This window comes from Nonomuraea sp. NPDC049378, assembly GCF_055586745.1.
Genome location: NZ_JBVJHP010000016.1, coordinates 116,491 through 136,320, shown reverse-complemented (window position 1 = coordinate 136,320; position 19,830 = coordinate 116,491). Strand labels below are relative to the sequence as shown.

The 19,830-nt window shown below is 71.2% G+C and carries 19 protein-coding genes; 6 read left to right on the top strand and 13 right to left on the bottom strand.

What is annotated here, in order from left to right:
- Nucleotides 1–15: 15 nt before the first annotated feature.
- The gene (locus ACZ6SA_RS32180) at nt 16–891 is read right to left on the bottom strand and encodes a sugar kinase (RefSeq protein WP_347643717.1); all 876 of its coding nucleotides are present in this window, start codon (nt 889–891) and stop codon (nt 16–18) included.
- A 190-nt stretch (nt 892–1,081) separates the two neighbouring features.
- Between ACZ6SA_RS32180 and ACZ6SA_RS32175 the strand changes: the two genes are divergently transcribed.
- The 4 genes from ACZ6SA_RS32175 to ACZ6SA_RS32160 all read left to right on the top strand — a co-directional run bounded on the left by ACZ6SA_RS32175 (nt 1,082) and on the right by ACZ6SA_RS32160 (nt 3,671).
- Entirely contained in the window at nt 1,082–1,816 is a 735-nt protein-coding gene (locus tag ACZ6SA_RS32175; protein ID WP_465832428.1) for a hypothetical protein, read from the top strand.
- Between the two features lie 142 nt (nt 1,817–1,958).
- The gene (locus ACZ6SA_RS32170) at nt 1,959–2,663 is read left to right on the top strand and encodes a DUF4344 domain-containing metallopeptidase (protein ID WP_465832426.1); all 705 of its coding nucleotides are present in this window, start codon (nt 1,959–1,961) and stop codon (nt 2,661–2,663) included.
- A gap of 17 nt (nt 2,664–2,680) precedes the next feature.
- Nucleotides 2,681–3,385, top strand: a complete 705-nt coding sequence (locus ACZ6SA_RS32165) for a maleylpyruvate isomerase N-terminal domain-containing protein (RefSeq protein ID WP_465832424.1) — start codon at nt 2,681–2,683, stop codon at nt 3,383–3,385.
- Between the two features lie 31 nt (nt 3,386–3,416).
- Nucleotides 3,417–3,671: a DUF6343 family protein gene (locus ACZ6SA_RS32160; protein ID WP_465832422.1), complete on the top strand. Its 255-nt coding sequence runs from the start codon at nt 3,417–3,419 to the stop codon at nt 3,669–3,671.
- On the opposite strand, the gene ACZ6SA_RS32155 is transcribed toward ACZ6SA_RS32160, so the two are convergent.
- From ACZ6SA_RS32155 to ACZ6SA_RS32145, 3 genes are all read right to left on the bottom strand, one after another.
- A complete protein-coding gene (locus ACZ6SA_RS32155) occupies nt 3,642–3,845 on the bottom strand; it encodes a DUF3040 domain-containing protein (protein ID WP_347643712.1) in 204 nt (67 codons plus the stop codon). The genes ACZ6SA_RS32160 and ACZ6SA_RS32155 overlap by 30 nt on opposite strands.
- A 103-nt stretch (nt 3,846–3,948) precedes the next feature.
- On the bottom strand, nt 3,949–4,707 hold the full coding sequence (locus ACZ6SA_RS32150) for an SDR family NAD(P)-dependent oxidoreductase (protein WP_347643711.1): 759 nt from the start codon (nt 4,705–4,707) through the stop codon (nt 3,949–3,951).
- Nucleotides 4,708–4,985: 278 nt separating this feature from the next.
- A complete protein-coding gene (locus ACZ6SA_RS32145; RefSeq protein ID WP_347643710.1) occupies nt 4,986–5,396 on the bottom strand; it encodes a DUF6463 family protein in 411 nt (136 codons plus the stop codon).
- Between the two features lie 208 nt (nt 5,397–5,604).
- On the opposite strand from ACZ6SA_RS32145, the gene recQ reads away from it, so the two are divergent.
- Complete coding sequence (gene recQ / locus ACZ6SA_RS32140) at nt 5,605–7,413, top strand: DNA helicase RecQ (protein WP_465832419.1); 1,809 nt, start codon at nt 5,605–5,607, stop codon at nt 7,411–7,413.
- 444 nt (nt 7,414–7,857) lie between these two features.
- On the opposite strand, the gene ACZ6SA_RS32135 is transcribed toward recQ, so the two are convergent.
- Nucleotides 7,858–8,463 carry a TIGR03086 family metal-binding protein gene (locus tag ACZ6SA_RS32135; protein ID WP_465832417.1) on the bottom strand — a complete coding sequence of 202 codons (606 nt, stop codon included), beginning with the start codon at nt 8,461–8,463 and terminating at the stop codon, nt 7,858–7,860.
- A gap of 95 nt (nt 8,464–8,558) precedes the next feature.
- On the opposite strand from ACZ6SA_RS32135, the gene ACZ6SA_RS32130 reads away from it, so the two are divergent.
- Nucleotides 8,559–9,131 carry a hypothetical protein gene (locus tag ACZ6SA_RS32130; protein ID WP_465832415.1) on the top strand — a complete coding sequence of 191 codons (573 nt, stop codon included), beginning with the start codon at nt 8,559–8,561 and terminating at the stop codon, nt 9,129–9,131.
- A 141-nt stretch (nt 9,132–9,272) separates the two neighbouring features.
- Here ACZ6SA_RS32130 and ACZ6SA_RS32125 read toward each other — a convergent pair whose 3' ends face one another.
- The 8 genes from ACZ6SA_RS32125 to ACZ6SA_RS32090 form a co-directional block, all read right to left on the bottom strand.
- Nucleotides 9,273–10,085 (bottom strand): alpha/beta hydrolase, encoded by an 813-nt coding sequence (locus tag ACZ6SA_RS32125; RefSeq protein WP_465832413.1) that lies wholly within the window; start codon nt 10,083–10,085, stop codon nt 9,273–9,275.
- 612 nt (nt 10,086–10,697) lie between these two features.
- Nucleotides 10,698–11,807 carry a serine hydrolase domain-containing protein gene (locus tag ACZ6SA_RS32120; protein WP_465832411.1) on the bottom strand — a complete coding sequence of 370 codons (1,110 nt, stop codon included), beginning with the start codon at nt 11,805–11,807 and terminating at the stop codon, nt 10,698–10,700.
- Between the two features lie 230 nt (nt 11,808–12,037).
- Nucleotides 12,038–12,679 carry an HAD family hydrolase gene (locus ACZ6SA_RS32115; RefSeq protein WP_465832409.1) on the bottom strand — a complete coding sequence of 214 codons (642 nt, stop codon included), beginning with the start codon at nt 12,677–12,679 and terminating at the stop codon, nt 12,038–12,040.
- Nucleotides 12,680–12,792: 113 nt separating this feature from the next.
- Nucleotides 12,793–13,473, bottom strand: coding sequence for a helix-turn-helix domain-containing protein (locus ACZ6SA_RS32110; protein ID WP_465832407.1), 681 nt, complete (start codon nt 13,471–13,473; stop codon nt 12,793–12,795).
- 28 nt (nt 13,474–13,501) lie between these two features.
- Nucleotides 13,502–14,716, bottom strand: coding sequence for an amidohydrolase family protein (locus ACZ6SA_RS32105; RefSeq protein WP_465832405.1), 1,215 nt, complete (start codon nt 14,714–14,716; stop codon nt 13,502–13,504).
- A gap of 44 nt (nt 14,717–14,760) precedes the next feature.
- On the bottom strand, nt 14,761–17,913 hold the full coding sequence (locus ACZ6SA_RS32100; protein ID WP_465832403.1) for an AfsR/SARP family transcriptional regulator: 3,153 nt from the start codon (nt 17,911–17,913) through the stop codon (nt 14,761–14,763).
- A gap of 47 nt (nt 17,914–17,960) precedes the next feature.
- Complete coding sequence (locus ACZ6SA_RS32095; RefSeq protein WP_347643700.1) at nt 17,961–18,323, bottom strand: nucleotide pyrophosphohydrolase; 363 nt, start codon at nt 18,321–18,323, stop codon at nt 17,961–17,963.
- Between the two features lie 134 nt (nt 18,324–18,457).
- Nucleotides 18,458–19,828, bottom strand: coding sequence for a glycoside hydrolase family 5 protein (locus ACZ6SA_RS32090; RefSeq protein ID WP_465832401.1), 1,371 nt, complete (start codon nt 19,826–19,828; stop codon nt 18,458–18,460).
- Between the last annotated feature and the right edge of the window lie 2 nt (nt 19,829–19,830).

The window sequence follows — 19,830 nt, the reverse complement described above, 5'->3', positions numbered from 1 at the left end:
TAGCGCCTTCCACCGTCAGGTGAGGTCGGATCTGGTGGGCAGGCCCTGCCAGTCGCTCGCGCTGGTCACCGCGGCGGCGCTCAGCAGCGCCCCGCGGTGCAGGCGTTCCTGGGGGATGAGGCCGTCGAGCGCGGCGCTGATGTAACCCGCGGTGAAGGCCTCCCCCGCCCCTGACGTGTCCACGACGGGCACCTGCCAGCCGGGCACGTCGTACCGCATGCGGTCGGCCCGTACGCTCGCGCCCTTCGCCCCGCGGTCCACCACGACCTCGCGCTCGGGCGTGAGCGCGGGCTTGACCAGATCGAGCTCGTCCTGGCGGAGGAAGAGCAGGTGGGAGCGGCAGGCCAGCTCGCCGAGCACCTCCTCGGCCTCGCGTACGGACGCCCACAGGTCGGGGACGTACTCGACGGAGAAGGAGATCATCACGTCGGCGTTCCTGGCGGCGTTCACGGCGACCCGCACGGCCTCGCGCGTGTCCCTGCCGAGGCCGGCCGTCAGGCCGGTGACGTGCAACATCTTGGCCGCGGCGATCCGGTCGATGGGCACGTTGCCCGGCGCCAGCCGCGAGCCCGCCGAGCCGGCGCGGTACTGGGCCGCCCTCGGCTCGCGGCCGACGCGCGTCTCCCTGAGGAGCAGCCCTGTGCGCAACCCCTCGGACACGCGCATGTCCAGCACGTCCACGCCCTCGCCCCTGAGCACGGTGAGCGCCCTGGCGCCCAGCTCGTCGTCGCCCACCTTGCCGAGGTACGCGGACCGGTGCCCGAGCCGGGCCAGGGCGATCGCCAGGGTGAACTCGGGCCCGCAGACGTCCAGCCTGGCCTCGCTCTCGTGGCGTACGCGGCCGCTGGAGACGACGCCCAGCGGCTCGCCCAGGGTGTAGACGTCGGTCATGACCTCAAACTGTAGTGGCTCAAGTCACCCAAACAGTCTTTTTTCTCGCATAAGCGCAGGTTAAAGCGTGATCAAAAATTTTCTCGAAACTTGGGCCAACCTTTTCCCGAACGGGTGCCTCTAAGCAGTAGAGGAGCCGGCGCCCCGGGCCGGTTCTGAAGTCAATACGGGGAGAGGAATCAGCACCCTCATGAAGAAGATCACAGCAGGACTCATTTCCGCCGTTGCCGGCGGCACCATGCTCGTCACCGGCGCGGGGGTGGCTTCGGCCACCACTACCCACGACACGTACCTGAAGATCCGCGACATCTCGCCCAACCCCGTCGTGGTCAAGGGCGACAAGGAGACCAAGGCCTTCTTCGACGTCGGCGCCAGCCGCCGCGTCGACAAGGTCGTCCTCCGCGTGGAGCCGGCCAGCTCCAAGTTCCGCACCATGCGCACCAAGGGCGTCGACGACCTCGAGGGCTGGCGCTACGCCATCGCCTTCAACAAGAACGACCCCGAGGGCAAGTGGAAGGCCACGGCCGTCGCCTACAACGAGGACGGCAGGCGGATCGCCACCGACTCCGCGTACTTCTACGTGGACATCCGCAAGGGCCGGGCCGACACCAGGATCACCCGGTTCAACGCGTCCCCGTACAAGGTGCGCAAGGGCCGGTCGATCTACTTCTCCGGCAAGCTCCAGGCCGACGACCACCGGTGGGAGGGCGTCCGCGGCGAGCGGGTCAGCATCTACCACCGCGCCAGTGGCTCCAGCGCCTGGAAGTGGGTCGACTCCGCCAGGACCGGGCGGGACGGCAAGTTCTACGGCAAGACGCGCGCCTACCGCAGCGGCAGCTTCAAGGCCGTCTACCGCGGTGACCGCGAGCTCGAGCCGACCACGAGCCGCACGGACTACGTGCGGGTCTACAGCTGGCGCCGCTAGTTCATCCACCTGAGGCCCGGTCCCCTGTCGGGGGGACCGGGCCTCAGGCTTTCCGGATTCGTGCACGATCCGAGGTTTATCGATCACGCGAATGTTGCATGGAGTACCCCATTGCGTTGATCGACCTCGAAGGAGCCGCCGGATGCCGCATCCCGTGATCGCCCTCGTCCTGAGCATGACGAGCACGCTCGGGACGGCCCCTCCATCCGAAGTGTCCGTACGCTACGACCCCGCCGGCTCGCCGCGCGCCGAGCAGGCCAGGAAGCTCCTGAAGGACAGCGGCGCGCTGAAGACCAAGATCCGGGTTCCCCGGCCCGTCAAGGTCGTGGCCAAGGACTGCGGCTCGCCCAGGGCCATCTGGGATCACGCCGAGCGCCGCATGACGATCTGCTACCAGCTGGTCGACAAGGTGCGCACGACGATGAAGGGCATCGCGGAGACCGAGGAGGCCGACGCGAAAGACGCGGCCGCCCGCATGGACGGCGCGCTGAGCATGCTCTTCCACCACCAGCTGGGCCACGCCCTGACCACGCTGAACGGCATGCCGGACAGCGAAGGCCAGGCCGACCAGTTCGCCGCGCTCACGCTCGCGGCCGACGCGCCCAAGCGCGTGGTGTCCGCCGCCGAGGCCCGCCACCTGCTGGCCGGGCACACCGGCGTCGACCACCTGTCAGGCCTGACCCAGTCGGCCACGTTCGCCTGCCTGTTGTACGGCTCCGACCCCGGCAAGCACGCCGAGATCGCCAGGGGCGGCTGGGTCCCCGCCGAGCGGGCGCCCTCCTGCGCCGACGAATACGCCCGTGTCAGGACGGCCCTCGGCTCCATGGCGGTGAAAGCCGGCACCTGACGGGTAGCGTCCGGGGTATGGCTGACGACCTGCTCAAGGATCACGACCCGTTCGACATCCTCGACGCCGAGGCGGCCCGGCTCGACCGGTTCTTCTCGGGGCTCGACGAGGCCGGCTGGTCGAGCCCCTCGCGCTGCGACGGCTGGTCCGTCCGCGACGTGCTGGGCCACCTGGCGGGCGAGGAGCTGTACAACCACGCCTGCCTCGACGGGACCGTCCAGGACCTGCTGACCCGCCTGTCCGCGGAAGGCGTGAGCGGCTACAACGACTTCAACGAGTGGTCCGTGCGAAGGCGCCGGGAGTCGCCCGTCGGAGAGGTCCTGGAGGAGTGGCGGGTCAAGAACGGCGAGACGCGCAGGCGCATGCGGGAGCTCGGCCCCGACGCCCTGCTCGACACGATGGCCGGCCCCTATCCCAACGGCCTGCAGGCCTTTCACTACGACTCCGAGTACGCCACCCACGCCGACGACGTCGGCGCCCCCGTGCCCGCCGGCGAGGCCGAGGGCAGGACCGCGTGGCGGGTCGCCGTGGGGCGGTTCGTGCTGGCGGAGCAGGAGGCCGAGGTGCAGGTCGAGCAGGCGGCCGGGCAGATCCGGGCGTCCGTCGACGGAGTCGCCGCGACGCTGTCGCCCGAGCAGTTCGTCGAGGCCACGGTGGGCCGGCTGCCCGCCTCGAGCGGCGTCGACCAGCGCGTCGTCGCGGCGCTGAGGTGCCTGGCCTGAGCCCTTCCAGCTGCGGAGAGGAGATCGGGTCATGTGGTTGCGCGACCGCTCGGGAACGGAGCCGGTGACCGCGCGCAGCCCCCTGCGCGCGCGCCGGATCCTGTCGTGGGTGGCACTCGTGATCGCCGTGGTGGCGGGGGTGTTCTTCCTCGTACGCGCCATGAGCACGGGCGAGGAGGTATGGCGCTGGGAGGCGGCCATCGCCGCCGCGGTGGCCGTCGTCGCCGCCATCGACCTGGTGGTGCTGCGCCACCGATCAGGTCGCCAGCACGGCGACCAGCAGTGACACGATCACCAGGGCGGCGGCGAGATAGATCATCCAGGCGCGGGGCGCCCTCCTGCGCACGCCGCGCGCGTCCTTGTTGATCTCAGCGACGCGCCTGGCGAGCTCGGGGTCCTCCTGCTCAAGGGCACCCTCGATCTCGGCGAGGATGCGGCGCTCCCTTGGGGAGAGACTCATCGCGATCACCTCACACCGGTGACCACCTCTTACCCGCCGTGGGGGCGGACATGCCGCCCGCCCGGGGGCGGGGCGTCCTCATTCCCGTACCTCCTGGCCGGGCTCACCGCGCCTCCGGGTCGAGCCCGAGGACGGTGCGTCCGCCGTCCACCGGGATCGTGGCCCCGTTGACGAAGGAGGCGTCGTCCGACAGGAGGTGGGCCACGACGGAGGCCACTTCGGCGGGGGTCGCCACGCGGCCCAGGGGATGGAGCGTGGCCAGCTGCTCCTCGATGGCCGCCGCGCTCTCCGGGGCCTGGGCGGCCATGAACGCCTCGTGCCGCTCCGTGGCCACCGTGCCGGGTGCCACGGCGTTGACCCTGATGCCGTGCCTGCCGTACTCCACCGCGAGCGACCTGGTCAGCCCCTCGGTGGCGGCCTTCGCGGTCGCGTACGGGAGGCCGCCGGGCACCGCCCTGGCGGCCTGGTGCGAGGTGACGTTGACGATGGCGCCCGGCGTGCCGGCACCGAGGAAATGGCGTACGGCGGTGGCGCAGCCGACCACGGCCAGGTCCAGGTTGGCCGCGATCAACGCTCTGACCTCGGCGATCGGGGCGGAGTGCACCGAGGCGTCCCGGAACACGGCGGCGTTGTTCACCCAGCCGCGCAGCGTGCCCGACTCCTGGGCCAGGTCCGCGGCCCAGGCGGCGACCTCCTCGTCCGCCGCGTCACCGATCACCGGGATCACCCGAGGGCCCGCCCAGGCCAGGGCGTCGGGGTCGTGCTCGACGGCGACCACGGTGTTCCGCTCGCCGAGCAGCCGTTCGACCACGGCCTTGCCGATACCGCGCCCGCCACCGGTTACCACATAAGAATGATCCATGACACAACGCTATTAGCCGTTCACGCATATAGGACAATGCAATTTCCGGCGTCGTGACTTTTATCACGAGTTGCCGCCACATGAGGCAACAGACGCGTCGCCTGCCGTACGAATGATCGGGCACGCGCGATCATCCGGACCGCCGGATACGGCGTGCTCTATTACGCGTTCCGGCTATTCGCCCCACCGGGAGGTCGCCTTCGCCGGGCCCGCCCGCGCAGCGCGCCGACCGGTCGCGAAGTCATCACGGCGAACGGCGTCGACCGTGGCGGTCGGCCCTACGACGGGAGCCTGCTCGCGGACGCCGGCTGCCTGGCGGTGAGACCCGCCGCGATCAGCAGCCCGGCGGGAATGAGCCCGCCGAGGAACCCGCTCGGCCCGATCAGGAAGACGGCCAGCGCCACCCACCCGAGCATCGTCCAGCCCACGTAAGCCGGGACCTGCTGCCCCTGTCTCCCCATCCGCGACACCAGCAGCCCCAGCAACACGAGGACCACGACGAACCCGCCCGGAAGGGCCCAGAACGTCGTCAGCGATTCGGTGTTCCCCGTCCGGTTGCGCAGGTCACCGGCGAACCAGCTCGACCAGGGGGCGAGGCCGGCGAACACGGCGGTGTGCAGCGCCGCGATGAGGATCATGGTGCGGCCGGCCCAGACGGTGAGCCGGCTCGGGGGCGTGTCAGTGCTCATGACAGCCATCCTCACCGGGTCGCGACCTGGGACACTCCCCTGCGGGAGCGATCAGCGTCCCCCGCTACGGGGAGGAGCCGCGACGACCGTCCCACGGGATCAGGTGACTTACCGTGGAGCGAGTCGACCGGCGGGGCACCCGCCCGATCTTCCGATCGCCGTCGGCGAACTCACGAAAAGCCGTCCCCCGAACACGTAAGGTAGCCGCATGGATACACCCCTCGAGGTCCTCCACCGCGTGTTCGGCTACGACTCGTTCAGGGCGGGTCAGCAAGAGATCATCGACCATGTCGTGACCGGCGGCGACGCGCTCGTCCTCATGCCCACCGGCGGCGGCAAGTCACTGTGCTATCAGATCCCCGCCCTGGTGCGACGCGGTGTGGGGGTGGTCGTCTCGCCCCTCATCGCGCTGATGCAGGATCAGGTCGACGCGCTGCGGGCGCTCGGCGTGCGGGCGGGGTTCCTCAACTCCACGCAGGATTTCGACGAGCGCCGGCTGGTGGAGTCGGAGTTCCTGGCGGGCGAGCTCGACCTGCTCTATCTCGCCCCCGAGCGGCTGCGCGTCGATGCCACGCTGCGGCTGCTGGCCAAGGGTGACATCTCGATGTTCGCCATCGACGAGGCCCACTGCGTGGCGCAGTGGGGCCACGACTTCCGCCCCGACTACCTCGAGCTGTCCAAGCTGCGCGAGTCCTGGCCCGACGTGCCGCGCATCGCCCTGACCGCCACCGCCACCCCGGCCACCCGCACCGAGATCTCCGCCAGGCTCGGTCTCGACGAGGCCCGCCACTTCGTCGCCGGCTTCGACCGGCCCAACATCCACTACCGCATCCTCCCCAAGAGCGAGCCCAAGCGGCAGTTGCTCGACTTCCTGCGCACCGAGCACCCGGGCGATTCGGGCATCGTCTACTGCCTGTCCCGCTCGTCCGCGGAGAAGATCGCCGAGTTCCTGGCCGCCAACGGGATCGCCGCGGTGCCCTACCACGCGGGCCTCGACGCCCGCACGCGCGCCGCCCACCAGGCCCGCTTCCTGCGCGAGGACGGGCTGGTCGTGGTGGCCACGATCGCGTTCGGGATGGGCATCGACAAACCCGACGTGCGCTTCGTCGCCCACCTCGACCTGCCCAAGTCGGTGGAGGGCTACTACCAGGAGACCGGGCGAGCCGGGCGCGACGGCCTGCCCGCCACCGCGTGGATGGCCTACGGCCTGCAGGATGTGGTGCAACACCGGCGGATGGCCATGGAGGGCGACGAAGCACACCGCCGCCGCCAGGTGCACCACCTCGACGCCATGCTCGCGCTCTGCGAGACCGTGGGCTGCCGGCGGATGATGTTGCTCGACTACTTCGGCCAGAAGAGCTCGGAGCCCTGCGGCAACTGCGACACCTGCCAGACGCCTCCCGAGTCGTGGGACGGCACGACCGCGGCCCAGAAGGTGCTCTCCACCGTGTGGCGGCTCGACAAGGAGCGGCGCCAGAAGTTCGGCGTGGGGCAGACGGTCGACATCCTGCTCGGCAAGAAGACCGCCAAGGTGCTCCAGCACGGCCACGAGACGCTGACGGTGTTCGGGGTCGGGGCCGACCTGGGCAACGCGGAGTGGCACGGGGTCGTGCGGCAGCTGCTGGCCCAGGGGCTGCTGGCGGTGGAGCCCAACCACGGCGCGCTGGTGCTCACCGACGGCAGCGCGGAGGTGCTCAGGGGCCGGCGCGAGGTGCCGCTGCGCCGTGACACGCTGCGCCCGGCCCGCGCCAGGACCGCGTCGGCGAAGGCCCAGGTCGCGGCCGAGCTGCCCGAGGAGGCGGCGCCGGTCTTCGAACGCCTGCGCGCCTGGCGCGCCGCCACCGCCAAGGAGCAGGGGGTGCCCGCCTACGTCATCTTCCACGACGCGACACTGCGCGAGATCGCCACCCGATCGCCGTCCTCGCTGGCGGAGCTGAGCCAGGTCAACGGCGTGGGCGAGAACAAACTGGCCAAATACGGCGAGCAGGTGCTGGCCACGTTGCACGACAACCCCTGACACCCGGCCATCGGGATCGGAGGGCGGCGACCAGCCGGGTCGGGTGGTGGCGACGGCCGCACGAAGAACGGTCGTCGCCACCACGTTGCTCGGCCCAGGCCGCGGCGATCCGCCGGGTCGCCCCGCCGACCGGGCCGGACGGATATCCGCCCCCTTGTGACACGGAATGCCCCGTGTGATGGTCCGGTGGTGACCGGTGGCCACTTACGATCTTCCCACCGTATCGGATGGATCGTTGGGGGTTCGCGGAGAGTCATGTCCGGGTGACTGCTCTGTACAGCACGATCGTACGGCGTTTTGTGTGGTTTTGGTGGGATGGGCGCGCTCGATTACCTCGGGTGGCGCCCGCGACGCTTCCCCCTCCAAGAGTCGATCCATGCGGAACACCCAAGATCTCCTGTTGATGGACGAAACCGCGCCGCGCCTGCACGTCCGTGGCCGGGATCACGTCCCCAGGTGTGCGCGCCAGTCCGGGTCGCGGCCCAGGAAGGCGAGCAGGTGATCCTGCGCGGGCGCCTGGCGCGGAACGACCACGCGCGCGGCGAACCTGCCCGGGCGGTCCGCGGGCGTGACGAACACCCGGGCCAGCTCCAGCAGTTCCTCGGCCATCGCGGGCGGGATCGGGCGGTGCTCCCCGCACGACCTGGCCACGTCCCAGCCGTGCACGGCGATCTCGATCGCGCCGACCGCGGCCACCATCGGGCTCGACACGTGCCATCCGCCGATGGAGACGGGCTCGTCGGCGAGCAGGGCCGTCCAGAGACCGAGCACCGCCGTCGCGTCGTCCCTGAGATGCAGGGCCGGATTGGCGGCCGCCGGGCGGGGAGCGGCGGCCCCGCAGAGCTCGACGGCACGGGACGCCGCCGCCTCGTTCAGGCTCCGCAGCGAGTCGCCGACGTGGTCGAGCAGCCGCTGCAGGCTCCAGCCGGAGCAGGGCGTGCCGCGGCAGAGCACGTCCGGCGTGACGACCCGCAGGCTCCCCACGGCATACTCGATCGCCCGCTCCAGCAGCGCCACACCGGCGGCCAGTGCCCGATTCTGCTCGCCCATCATCGCCTCCTCGGACAGGAAGACCCGGCCACGGCGGGAAATTCATCGCAACCTTCCTGGCCGATCGGAAGTAGACAACGTGAGGAGGTTCGATCATGAGGTGGCTGACATGCGGGGCGGCCGTGCTGGCGGCGGCCGTCCTGGCCGGATGTTCGACCGCGGCGCCCGCTTCTGGTCCCGCCCCGAGCGGCGTGGCGAGCCCGACCGCGGGCGGCGTACCGAGCGGGGCGGCGAGCGCGACCCCGACCAGCGTGACGACCCCGGCTCCGAGCGGCGCCGCCGGCGCCACCCCGGACACCGGCCGGAGCGGCGGGTGTGCGGACGCCGTGGCGCCGCCGGCGGGCGGGGGGTTCCCCGAGGTCCAGGGGACGGCTCAGGACGCGGAGCTGTGGGGGCTGCTCTTCGTGAAGAAGACCCCGCTCCACCATGGCGACGAGATCAAGATCGTGTGGCGGATGACCGGTGAGGGGCCGCTGCGCGTCAAGGCCACGCTGCCCGGCGGCGCCGCCGCCACGCTCGTCTGGGGGCCCGAGGAACACGGCGGATCCACCTGGCGGCGGCCCGGTCAGGAGTGGGGCACCGGGTTCGTGTTCCCCGAGCCGGGATGCTGGAAGGTCGAGCTGACCCGTACGCGGGGCTCGGGGCACGTCTGGCTGGCCGTGGACTGACCCCGCGCCCGCCCCGGCCGAGGGCGGTTCCAGGCCGAAAGACCACGCCCGTCGCCGAAGAGCCACGCCCAGGCCCGGAGCAGAAGGCCCGGACCCACCGTCCGACGCCAGGAGAGCCACGCCGGGGCCGGGTCGGGAGGGTCAGGTCTGGGGCAGGGCGCGGTCGATGAAGGCCGTGACGTCGTCCAGCACCGCGTCCTTGTTGGACTCGTTGAACACCTCGTGCCGGGCCTCCGGGTAGACGTGCTCCGTCAGATCGGTGCCGCGCACGGCCTCGACGCCGGGGCGGCTGCCGCTGATCGGGACGAGCTCGTCCGCCTCCCCGTGCACCCACAACGTCGGCAGCGGTCCGAGCGTGCCGCCCTTGGTGATCGTGGCCAGCGTCGTCGCGAACGCCTCCAGGGTGGCGCGCTTGAAGGGGCCGTGCCACACCAGCGGGTCGGCGGCGTACGCGGTGCCGACCGTGAGGTCGCGGGAGAGGGTCGCCGGGTCGATCGGGGTGTCCGGCGGCTCCTCGTAGGCCAGCAGCTCCGGCACGATCGCCCAGCTGCCGATCACCGGCCCCGACAGGACGAGCGCGGCCAGCCCGGCTCCGTAGCGCTGGGCGTAGCGGGCCGCGATCAGGCCGCCCATCGAGTGGCCGATCACCACGACGGGCACGTCCGGGTGCTCGGCCCTGCCGCGCTCCTCGACGGTGTGCACGTCGGTGACCACGTCTTCGAAGTCCTCGATGAGCACGCGATCGCCCTCGGATCTGCCGTGGCCCATGTGGTCGGGCCCGTAGACGGCGGCGCCGTGGCGGACGAGCCGGTCGGCCACGTACTCGTAGCGGCCGATGTGCTCGCCGTACCCGTGGACCAGCACGGCTGCATAGCGCGGCCGGTCATTCGGCCAGCTGCGGACCGTGATGCGACCCCTGGTGCCGGAGAAGGTGTGCTCCCGTGACTGCGCCATCGCTCACTCCTTGATCGAAAGTGCGGCGAGCGTACGCCCGGAGCCGCCCGGCCGTCCACCTGACCTGCTGCGTCCGCCCGCTTGCTTCCACCCGATCGACCGGCGGGTCGCAACAGTGGCAGTGCTGGGCTGGACCTCGGCGGCGGTGGCGGTGGCGCTCGGGGCGTTATGGGCCGCGCCGGCCACGAGCGTGACACCGCTACCGGTGCTCACCCTGTGCGTCCTGGCGGCAGTGATGCTGACCGCACTGATCGCGTGGAATCGTCGCACCTACGGGCCGTGGTCGCGGCTCGCGACACCTGCCGGTGAGGAGATCTTGAGGCGGCCAAGCGGGATAACCCCCGGGACACCGCCAACGGCCCCGTCGCGATCGCCCTGTACGGTTCGCGTCGCGCGGAGCTGAAAACCGCGCTCGGCCTGCGGCGGCCCCTGACCGCCGCAACAACAGAGGTAATCCTCGTGCTACAGCTCCGCGAAGCGGGATGAAAAGCACTTTGTGATCACCGATAAGCCACGGACGCCGGCGTCATGCGTTCCGTGCCGGCCGGGTCCCTCCGCCCGGCCGGCCGTCACGGGGCCACGGCGGGAACGCGCGTGAACGCGGAGCGGCGGCTACCGCTTCGGGCAGAGCACCGCTTCGGCCGCCTGCTGGATGATCGGGTTAGGGGCATGCGGATTGATGGTCAGCGTGGTGGAGACGGCGAACTGCACGCGCCCGTCGAGCGTGCTGTAGGTCGTCGCGTTGAAACCTGCCGCTGCGCCTCCGGCAACCCGCATCGGCGGCTCGTTCCCGCATAGGCGCTCGGCGGGAGGCGGCGCTTCCGGCTTGCCGGGCGGCTTCTCGTCCCAGACCTGCTGCAGGTCGTCCGGCAACAGCTTGTCCTTCTCGAACGCGCTGAAGAACCTGCCCATGTCACGCGCGGTGGAGACCACTCCTCCGGTGCCCGCACCGTAGCTCGAGTTGAGCCGGTCCATGTCGTGGAGCTTGCCCTCGTCATCACGAGCGTAACCGTGCCCGTGCGGGCCCTTGATGCCCTCAGAGGACCTGGCGGTCCCGTAGGTGCGGGTCATCTTGAGCGGGTCGAAGATCCGCCGCTTGAACTCCTCTGTGGAAGGGTTGCCGGTGATCTCCTCGATGATCATTCCGAGGAGGATGAAGTTGGTGTTGGAGTAGTGGTACTTCTCGCCCGGCTCCCCCGTCCTGGGCAGGTCGCGGGTCTTCCTCACCAGATCGGCCGGCGAGTAGTCGGTCGTGAAGTCGAAGATGTCGAGGTGGCCGTTGGGGATGCCGGAGGTCTGCTGGACAAGGTGCCGGACGGTGATCTCGTCGGCGAGTTCCACAAGGTCCTGCTCGACCACGATCGGCAGCACGTCGCTGAGCTTGTCGTCCAGGTCGAGCTTGTCCTCCTCGACCAGTTGCAACGCCACGGTGGCCGTCATGTACTTGCCCTGGGATCCGATGCGGTAGCGGGCGTTCTCGGGAATCTTCCCGCCCTTGCCGTCCAGGAGCCTGGAGCCGGCCGTACCTCCGTCGACCTTCTTGCCGTCGACATAGAGCTCGCCGATGGCCCCGACGATCCCGGGGTTCTTGGCCAGGGCGGTCAGCGCCTTCTGCACGTCCCCGTACCGGGGCTTGGCCTCGGCGGTGGCGGTCTGCACGCCGCCCAGCGCCATCATCGCGCAGGCCAGCCCGGCAATGCCGATGGCCTTCGTGCGATTCATACTCGTGGTCCTTCCTTGCCGGAAACATCTGGAAGGCGCCGGCCGCATGCCCGGAACTCGCCGAGCCGGAGCCACCGCGACGCCGGCCTCATGTCTAGAGCAGCAGACGTTTCCGCGCCGTTTCCGGCTCCCGGAGACCCGCTCCTGGCCGGCTCGATCATCGCCCAGCGGGTCATCGCTCCGGCCGCCGGGGAAGAGCCACGACCAAAGGATTTTTGGACAACGCTTTTTCATCCAGCCCGCAGGATGATGTCCTTCAGTTCAGCCAGAGTTTCGATTCGATAGGCAGCCTGCGCGAAGTCATGTGACTTCGTGAAGTCGTTGTGGACCACAGCACAGTCGATGCCGGCCGCCACGGCCGACTTCAGTCCTCTGGAAGAATCCTCGACGACCAGCGCCTCTTCCTTGGTGGCTCCGAACCGCTTCAAGCCGATCAGATATGGTTCCGGATGCGGCTTGGTGAGCTGGCAATCTTCACGAACGACGACGAAATCCATGAAGTGCTTGATCTGACGCTCTTCATGGATGAGCTCGAAATCCGCACGTTTCGCAGTCGTCACGATGGCCATACGAACGTGTTTCGACAGTTCAGCCAGCGCCTCAACGACGCCTTCGATCTCGATGGCTTCTGTCCTCAGATACTCTTGATAGAAGTCATCACGGATCTGACGCTGCCTGCTGATGGTCCTTTCATCAGTACCGGCCGCCCTGGCCTGAGCCCATGTGCCCGATCCCTGGCTCATCCCCCGGAGATACTGATCCTTGTCCAAGGTCAAGCCAAGGTCCGCCAGGGCCAGCCTCCCGGCTTCGTAATACCAGAATTCGGTGTCCACCAGAACGCCATCGTGATCGAAGAGAATGTACTTTCGCACTGTCCCGGGTCCTTTCCGGCAGCCGGAGGATGGCGGCGCCTGGCCGGCCGGGCTCGCTCGTGCGCCCCCCTCGTCATGCGATCCGTGCCGGCCAGGTCCCCTGCGGCCGGCCGTCAGGAGGCCGCGGTGACGTAGTCGAAGTCGTCGTCGGAGAGCGTGCGCCGCAGGATCCGCAGCACCTTGGCCGCGTCGTCGTGCGGCCCCTCCACGTAAAAGGGCCTGCCGTCGCGGCCGAACGTGATCGCCGACTTCTCGTCCCACGCGCCGAGCGCGCCGGCCGCCGGCTCGAACTCCTCGTCGGGCTCGAACCCGAGCGTGCGGGCGTAGTCGATCGACCCGAGCACGAGGTGCCTGGCCAGCTCGATCGGCGCCTCCTGCCATCCCGCGTACTCGCCGAAGAAGTATTCTCGAAAGCGCCGCAGCTCGAGGTCGTCGAGCACGTCGGGCCCGATGGCGTTCTTCACGCCCAGGCAGTAGACGTCGGCGAGGTAGCCGCAGACCGTCATCCGGTCCCACGTGTGCCGCCGGGCCACGAGCACGCACACCATGCCGTCCGCGCCGGAGCCGGGGGCTTCGTCCACCCAGCCGCGCGCGGGGTCGACGTCGAGGCCGTCGCTCCAGCCGGTGTTGATCCAGCACCCGACCACCTCGGGGTCGCCCGTGGGGGCGGTCTCGGCGGCGATGGCCCGCACGAGCGGCGCGACGACCGACGGCGCGACCTTGAGCGCGCGGGCGATCTCCTTCGGGGAGCGGCCCTGAAGGCGCAGCTCGCGTACGCGATCTTTCAAGTTCATGGGAGGAGCCTAGCCGTCCGCGAGCACGTCAGCCCGCCGACGACGTCACCGTGTCCACGCCCGCCTGCCCCACGGATCGGCCCGAGACCAGGACGAGGGCGAGGTTGCGAAGGTCGGACAGGCGGGTGAGCGGGTCGCCCGCGACCGCGATCAGGTCCGCCCGCTTGCCCGCCTCCAGGCTGCCGGCGACCTCCCCCACCCCGCAGGCGTCGGCGGCGCGCACGGTGGCCAGCTCGATGATCTCCGCGTTGCCGAACCCGGCCTCCGCGAACACCTCCAGGCTCGCCACGAATCCGTCCGTACGGTTGGCCACGCCGCCGGAGACGAACCCGGCGTCGGTCCCCGCGATGAGCCGCACGCCCGCCTCCCGCATGGCCACGATGCCGCTCAGCCAGTCGTCGAGCATCTCGGCGCCGAGCACCTCGCGCGAGCGCCAGAACACGCCGTGCAGGGTCGGGCAGACGTACGTGCCGCCGGCCGCGACGAGGTCGGCGAGCTTGGAGTCGTAACGATGGCCCGAGGGCGTGAAGAACGAGCAGTGCTCGATCGTGGTGACCCCGGCTTCGAGCGCGCTGCGGATCGCCGCGTGGGCGTGGGCGTGCGCGGCGACGCCCTTGCCGCGCGCGCCGGCCTCCTCCACGACCACTCTGAGCTGCTCGGTGGTGTACTGGGGCACCCAGCTCGGAGGCGCGCCCGGCGTCATCTGGCCGCCCGAGGCCATCACCTTGAGGCAGTCGGCGCCGGCCCGCAGGTTCTCCCTGGCCACGCGGCGGATGGCGACCTCGTCGTCGGCCTCGCCGCCCATGTACCAGCAGTGGCCGCCGGTGATCGTGATGGGCCTGGTGGCGGCCACGATGTGCGGGCCGACGGCCAGCCCCTCCTCGATCGCGTCCCGGAGCGCCAGGTCGAGGAAGTCGCGCCCGCCGAGGTCGCGGGCGGTGGTGACGCCGGCGGACACGAGCTTGCGCGCGTTCTCCGCCATCCGCAGCAGCAGGTGGTGGTCGCTCTCGGCGCTCCGCCGCGTCACCGGGTCGACCGCGGCGTCGAACCCCAGGTGCACGTGCGCGTCGACCAGGCCGGGCAGCACCGTGTGGCCGGGCAGCTCGACGACCTCGCCGGCCTCGCCGGCGCTGCCGCGCGGCCCGACCGAGACGATCGTCGCCCCGTCGACGAGGACCTCCCCCTCGGCGATCACCTCTCCGGGACGTCCGGTGAGCACTCTGGCCGCGCGAATGATCCGCATGATCTCACCCTGTCATGGTCCTTCGGGCGCCGAGAAGGGGATCGTCAGCGCCGTACGCCACCGCGAAGCAGGTCGTGCACGTCCACCAGCTTGTACGCCGCGCCCTCCGCGTACGCCGCCGCGAACCCCTCCTCCCCCAGCGCCTCGCGTGCCCTGGCCGTGACCCGGTCGATCTCGACCTGCTCCGGCGGCCCCGCGGGGGTCCGGTTGTGCTCCCTGGCCGCGGCCGCCAGCCCCAGCAGCAGGGCGGCCTCGCCGGGCGCCCCCGTCGCGGCGGCCGCGCCCTCGACGGCCCACGCCATCGTCCTGGGGTCACCGATCTTCGCGGCGCCGGCCAGCGCCTCCAGCTGCAGGTCCAGGGCGGTGGCCGGGTCGCCGCGCCCTTCCGTGAGGAATCCCAGCTCGATCAGCGTGGACGGGACGTGCAGGGAGGGCTCGGTGTCCGGGTCGCGCGGCACGCCTTCGAGCAGGCGGCGCAGGTGTTCCTCGGCCAGGTCCGGGAGCCCGGCGCGGCGCGCGGCGAAGGCCAGGCCCATCCTGGCCATGACCTCGCCCTCCTTGTAGCCCTGCCCGATGGCCAGTTTCATGGCGCGCTCGCAGATCTCGACGGCGCCGTCGTAGTCGCCGCTCGAGAACGCGGTCCAGCCCAGCCACGCCGTGTGCGTGGCGGCCTCCGTCCACAACCCGAGGTCCTCGGCCATCCGCAGGCCCTCGCCGAACAGCCGGTTCGCGCGCTCGGCGTCGTGGGCCATCTCGGCCTGGGAGGCCAGCCACTCGGTGGCCCGCAGCAGCCCCCAGCGGTCGCCCAGCTCGGTGAACAGCCGCGCGCTCTCCCCCGCGGTGCGTTCGAGCGCGTCCAGGTCGCGCTGGGTGAACGCGTCTCTCGCCTGCCGGGTCAGCGCCGCGGCGATGCCCCACCTGTCGCCGAGGGCCCGGAACGTGGCCAGCGCCCGGCTGGTCAGCTCCTGCCCGGTCGGCATGTCCCTGAGGTGCAGGCCGACGAACAGCTCGGCCCTGGCCCGCGCGCCCGGGTCGTCGATCGCCGCCAGCGCGGGCTCGTACGCGACCTGCTCGCCCAGGATGAGTGCGAACCCGGCGTGCCAGGCGGCGGCCCTGGCCCTGGCGGGGGACGGCCTCCCTTCGATCGCCAGCGCCTCCGCGAACGACCGCAGGCCCTCGGCCAGCCTGCCGCGCAGGAACCAGTACCAGGCCAGCGCGTTGACCAGCCGGGCCGCGCGCTCGCCCTCCTTCTGCGCGACCGCCGTGTCCAGGGCCGCCCGCATGTTCGCGGCCTCGGCGTCGAGGCGCAGCAGCCGGTCGCGCTGCTCGGGCCCGTACAGCTCCGGCTCGGCCCGCTCGGCCAGCTCCAGGTGGTGGCGCAGGTGTGCGAGGCGTACCCGGTCGAGCTCGGCGGCGTCGGCCAGCCGGGCCACGCAGTACGCGGACACCGACTCAAGCAGCCGGTACCTGACGCCGCCAGGAGCGTCGGTGACGACGACGAGCGAGCGGTCGACGAGGCGGGCCAGCAGGTCGAGCACGTCGAGGCCGCTCTCGGCGCAGACCGCCTCCGCGGACTCCATGGTGCAGCCGTCGGCGTGCACGGCCAGGCGGCGCAGGACGCGACGTTCGCCGTCGGACAGCAGGTCCCAGCTCCAGTCGATCACCGCGGTGAGCGTCTGCTGCCTGGCGGGGGCGCCGCGCTGCCCGGAGGCCAGCAGCCGGAACCTGTCGTCGAGCCGGGCCACCACGCCGTGCACGCCGAGCGCCCGCACCCGGGTCGCGGCCAGTTCGAGGGCCAGCGGGATGCCGTCGAGCCGCCGGCACAGCTGGGCGACGGCCTGCGCGTTGCCCGCGTCGAGCCGGAAGCCGCGGGAGGAGGCGGCGGCCCTGGACACGAACAGCCTGACGGCGTCGGAGCGGGCCATGGTCGAAAGGTCCGCGCCGGCGGGCACGTCCAGCGGCGGCACGCTCCACAACACCTCGCCCGCCACCGCCAGCGGCTCCCTGCTGGTGGCCAGGACGCGCAGGTCGGGGCAGGCCCGCAGGAGCCGCTCGGCCAGCTCGGCGACCTGCTCGACCACGTGCTCGCAGTTGTCCAGGACGAGCAGCATCCGCCGGGGCCCGAGCGCGGCGGTCAGCTGCCCCGCCGGGTCGCCGCCGGTGTCCTCCCTGATCTCCAGGGCCGCCATGACGGCCTCGGCGGGCGAGCGGGACGCCTGGTCGAGCGCGACCAGCCACGCGCCGTCGGCGAAGTCGTCCACGAGCCGGTTCGCGGCCTCCAGCGCCAGCCGGGTCTTGCCGACCCCGCCACTGCCGGTGAGCGTCACCAGCCGCTCGTCGCCTGCGAGCGCGCACACCTCGGCCAGCGCCTGCTCCCGGCCGATCAGCTTGCCGACGGGGGCGGGCAGGTTGGTCACGGGACGCGCGGCGGGCACGTTGAGCTCGGGGGCCTGCCCGAGGATCGCCTGGTGGAGCGCCACCAGCTCGGGACCGGGGTCGAGGCCGAGCTCGTCGGCCAGCCGCTCGCGCAGCTCGCCGTAACCGGCCAGCGCCTCGCTCTGCCGCCCGGCCCGGTAGAGGGCCCGCATGTGCACGGCTCTCAGCCGCTCCCTGAGCGGATGCCTGGCCACCAGGTCGCCGAGCTCGCCGACGAGCAGCCCGTGCTCGCCCAGCTCCAACCGGGCCTCGGCGTGCTGCTCCAGCGCCGACAGCCGCTGCTCCTCCAGCCGGAGCACGGCCGTCCTCGTGTACTCCTCGTCGGCGAAGTCGGCGTACGCGGGACCCCGCCACAACGCCAGCGCGTCGCCCAGCAGCCGCGCCCTGGCCCGCGCGCTGCCCGCCGCCTCGGCCTGGGCCAGCAGGGCCGCGAAGCGGACGGCGTCCACGGCCCTGCCATCAGGGCTGCCATCGGGTCGCAGCAGGTAGCCGGGGGCACGGGAGACGACGAGGTTCTTGCCGCCGGGCTCGGCGTCCTCCAGCGCCTTGCGCAGCTGGGACACGCGGACCTGCAGCGCGCCCGCGGGGTTGGCCGGCGCCTCCTCGCCCCAGAGGTCGTCGACCAGCCGGTCCACGGACACCGGATGGCCCTCGTGGACGAGCAGGTCCACGAGGAGCGCCCGGACTTTCCGGCCGGGAATCGTGACGGTCTCGCCGGCGTCCGTCCACACGGCCAGCGGGCCCAACACCCCGAATCGCATGCTCGTCACCATATGTGCGGCCAGGTGACCGCGAGAAGAAGCCCTCCTCAGGTGGTGCCGGCGGACGGCGGCGCCTTCCTGGCCGAACCGCGATAGGCGTCGGGGTCGTAGCGGCGGTCGTTGTCGTCGAGCTTGGCCCTGGCCGCCTCCACCAGGTCGACGCCCAGGACGTCCGCCAGGCGCACCAGGTAGAGGGTCACGTCGCCGAGCTCGGTGCGCATCCGCGCGAGCGCCTCGTCGCCGGGGCTCCTCGACTCCTCGGCGGTGAGCCACTGGAACTCCGCCACCAGCTCCCCCACCTCGCCCGCGAGCGCCATCGCCAGGTTCTTCGGCGTGTGGAACTGCTCCCACTCCCTGACCTTCGCGAACTCCCGCAACCGTACGGCGAGGTCCTCCAGCTCCGTCGTCACGGAACAGGACCCTACCGAGTGGAATGCCATCGACGACGAGGAGCGCACCCTGTGGATCACCGGGGCGGACCACCCGGGGGTGGATCACCCGGGGTGGATCACCCGGGCGTCCACGGCGGGCCGGCCGATGGCGGTCAGCGGGGTTTGAGGTTGTCGGAGAGCAGGTCGAGCAGGGGCTGGCGGCGTACACAGCGGTCGAGGAGGAAGGAGTCGGCCAGGGCGGTCAGCTCCCCGTCGTCGAGCCCGCGGAAGAGCTCCGCGTACTCCGGCAGCAGCGCCTGGGCCATGAGGATGTGCCGGATGAGGTCGTCGGTCTGGTAGCGGGCGCCCCACGGATAGGGCTCCCAGCCGGGGAACTCCGTCTGGATCAGCGCGTGCAGCGGGGCCAGGACGTCGGCCGACTCCTCCATGGTGGAGCCCCAGCGGTCCACCCCGAGCCGCCGCTTCCTGTCGATGAAGTCGCCGAACCTGTCGAGGTACGGCCCCGCGGCGTGCACCAGGCCCTGCAGCCCCACGTCCTTGTAGGTCCACAACGACCAGCCCGCGCCGTGGCCGTCGTAGATGTCCAGCTGGTCGCGGAGGATCTGGTAGCGCTGCGCGTCCACGCCGGGGTCGCCGGTGTAGACGGGGCCGAACTCGCCCACCCACAGAGGTGTGCCGGTCTCGCGCTGGAAGCGGGATCGTCTGGCGAAGGTGCGTTCCAGCTCGTCGCGGTCGCACCACTCGCCCCGGGTGTAGCCGGGGTACGGCCCGCCGTGGGCGAAGCCGGCGAGCGCGTAGTCGTGCAGGACGAAAACCGTGTTTTCGTACATTTCACGAAATATGGAGAAGTCGGTGGCGTACGTGTTCCCGTCCAGGAACAGGATGTGTCCCGGGTCCGCGGCGCGCACGGCCTTGACCAGCCGATCGTAGAAGGGCCCGATCACCTTGCCGGTGAGGTCGCCCGGCTCGTTGACCGGGTTGTAGCCGGCCACCCAGGGATGGTCGCGGTAGTGGTCGGCGATGACCTCCCACAGGTGCACCGCCCGGTCCTGGAAGTGGCGGTGCTGCCAGAACCCGGCCACGTGCGTGGGGTTGTCGGAGTGCCAGTGCTGGTTCTGGGAGCCGGGCAGGGCGTGCAGGTCGATGACGCTGTAGATGCCACGCTCGCCGAGCAGCCCGATCACCCGGTCGAGGTGGCGGAAGCCCTGCGGGTCGATCTCGAACGGCCGGTCGTCGGACTCCCAGTGGCGGTAGTTGACCGGGATGCGCACGCAGTTCATCCCCAGCCCGGCCAGCAGGTCGGCGTCCTGCTCGGTGAAGAACGACGCGAGCAGCCGGTCGAAGAAGAGCTCCGCCCGCTCCTCGCCGAGCACCGAGCGCACGGCCCGCCGCATCGAGCTCTCGTTGGCCGGATAGCCGGTGATGAAGTTCTCCATGTTCATCCAGCCCCCGAGACCCACCCCGCGTAGTCGTACCGGTGTGTGGTCGTCCGCGACGAGCTGGGTTCCGGACACGTGAAGCATGT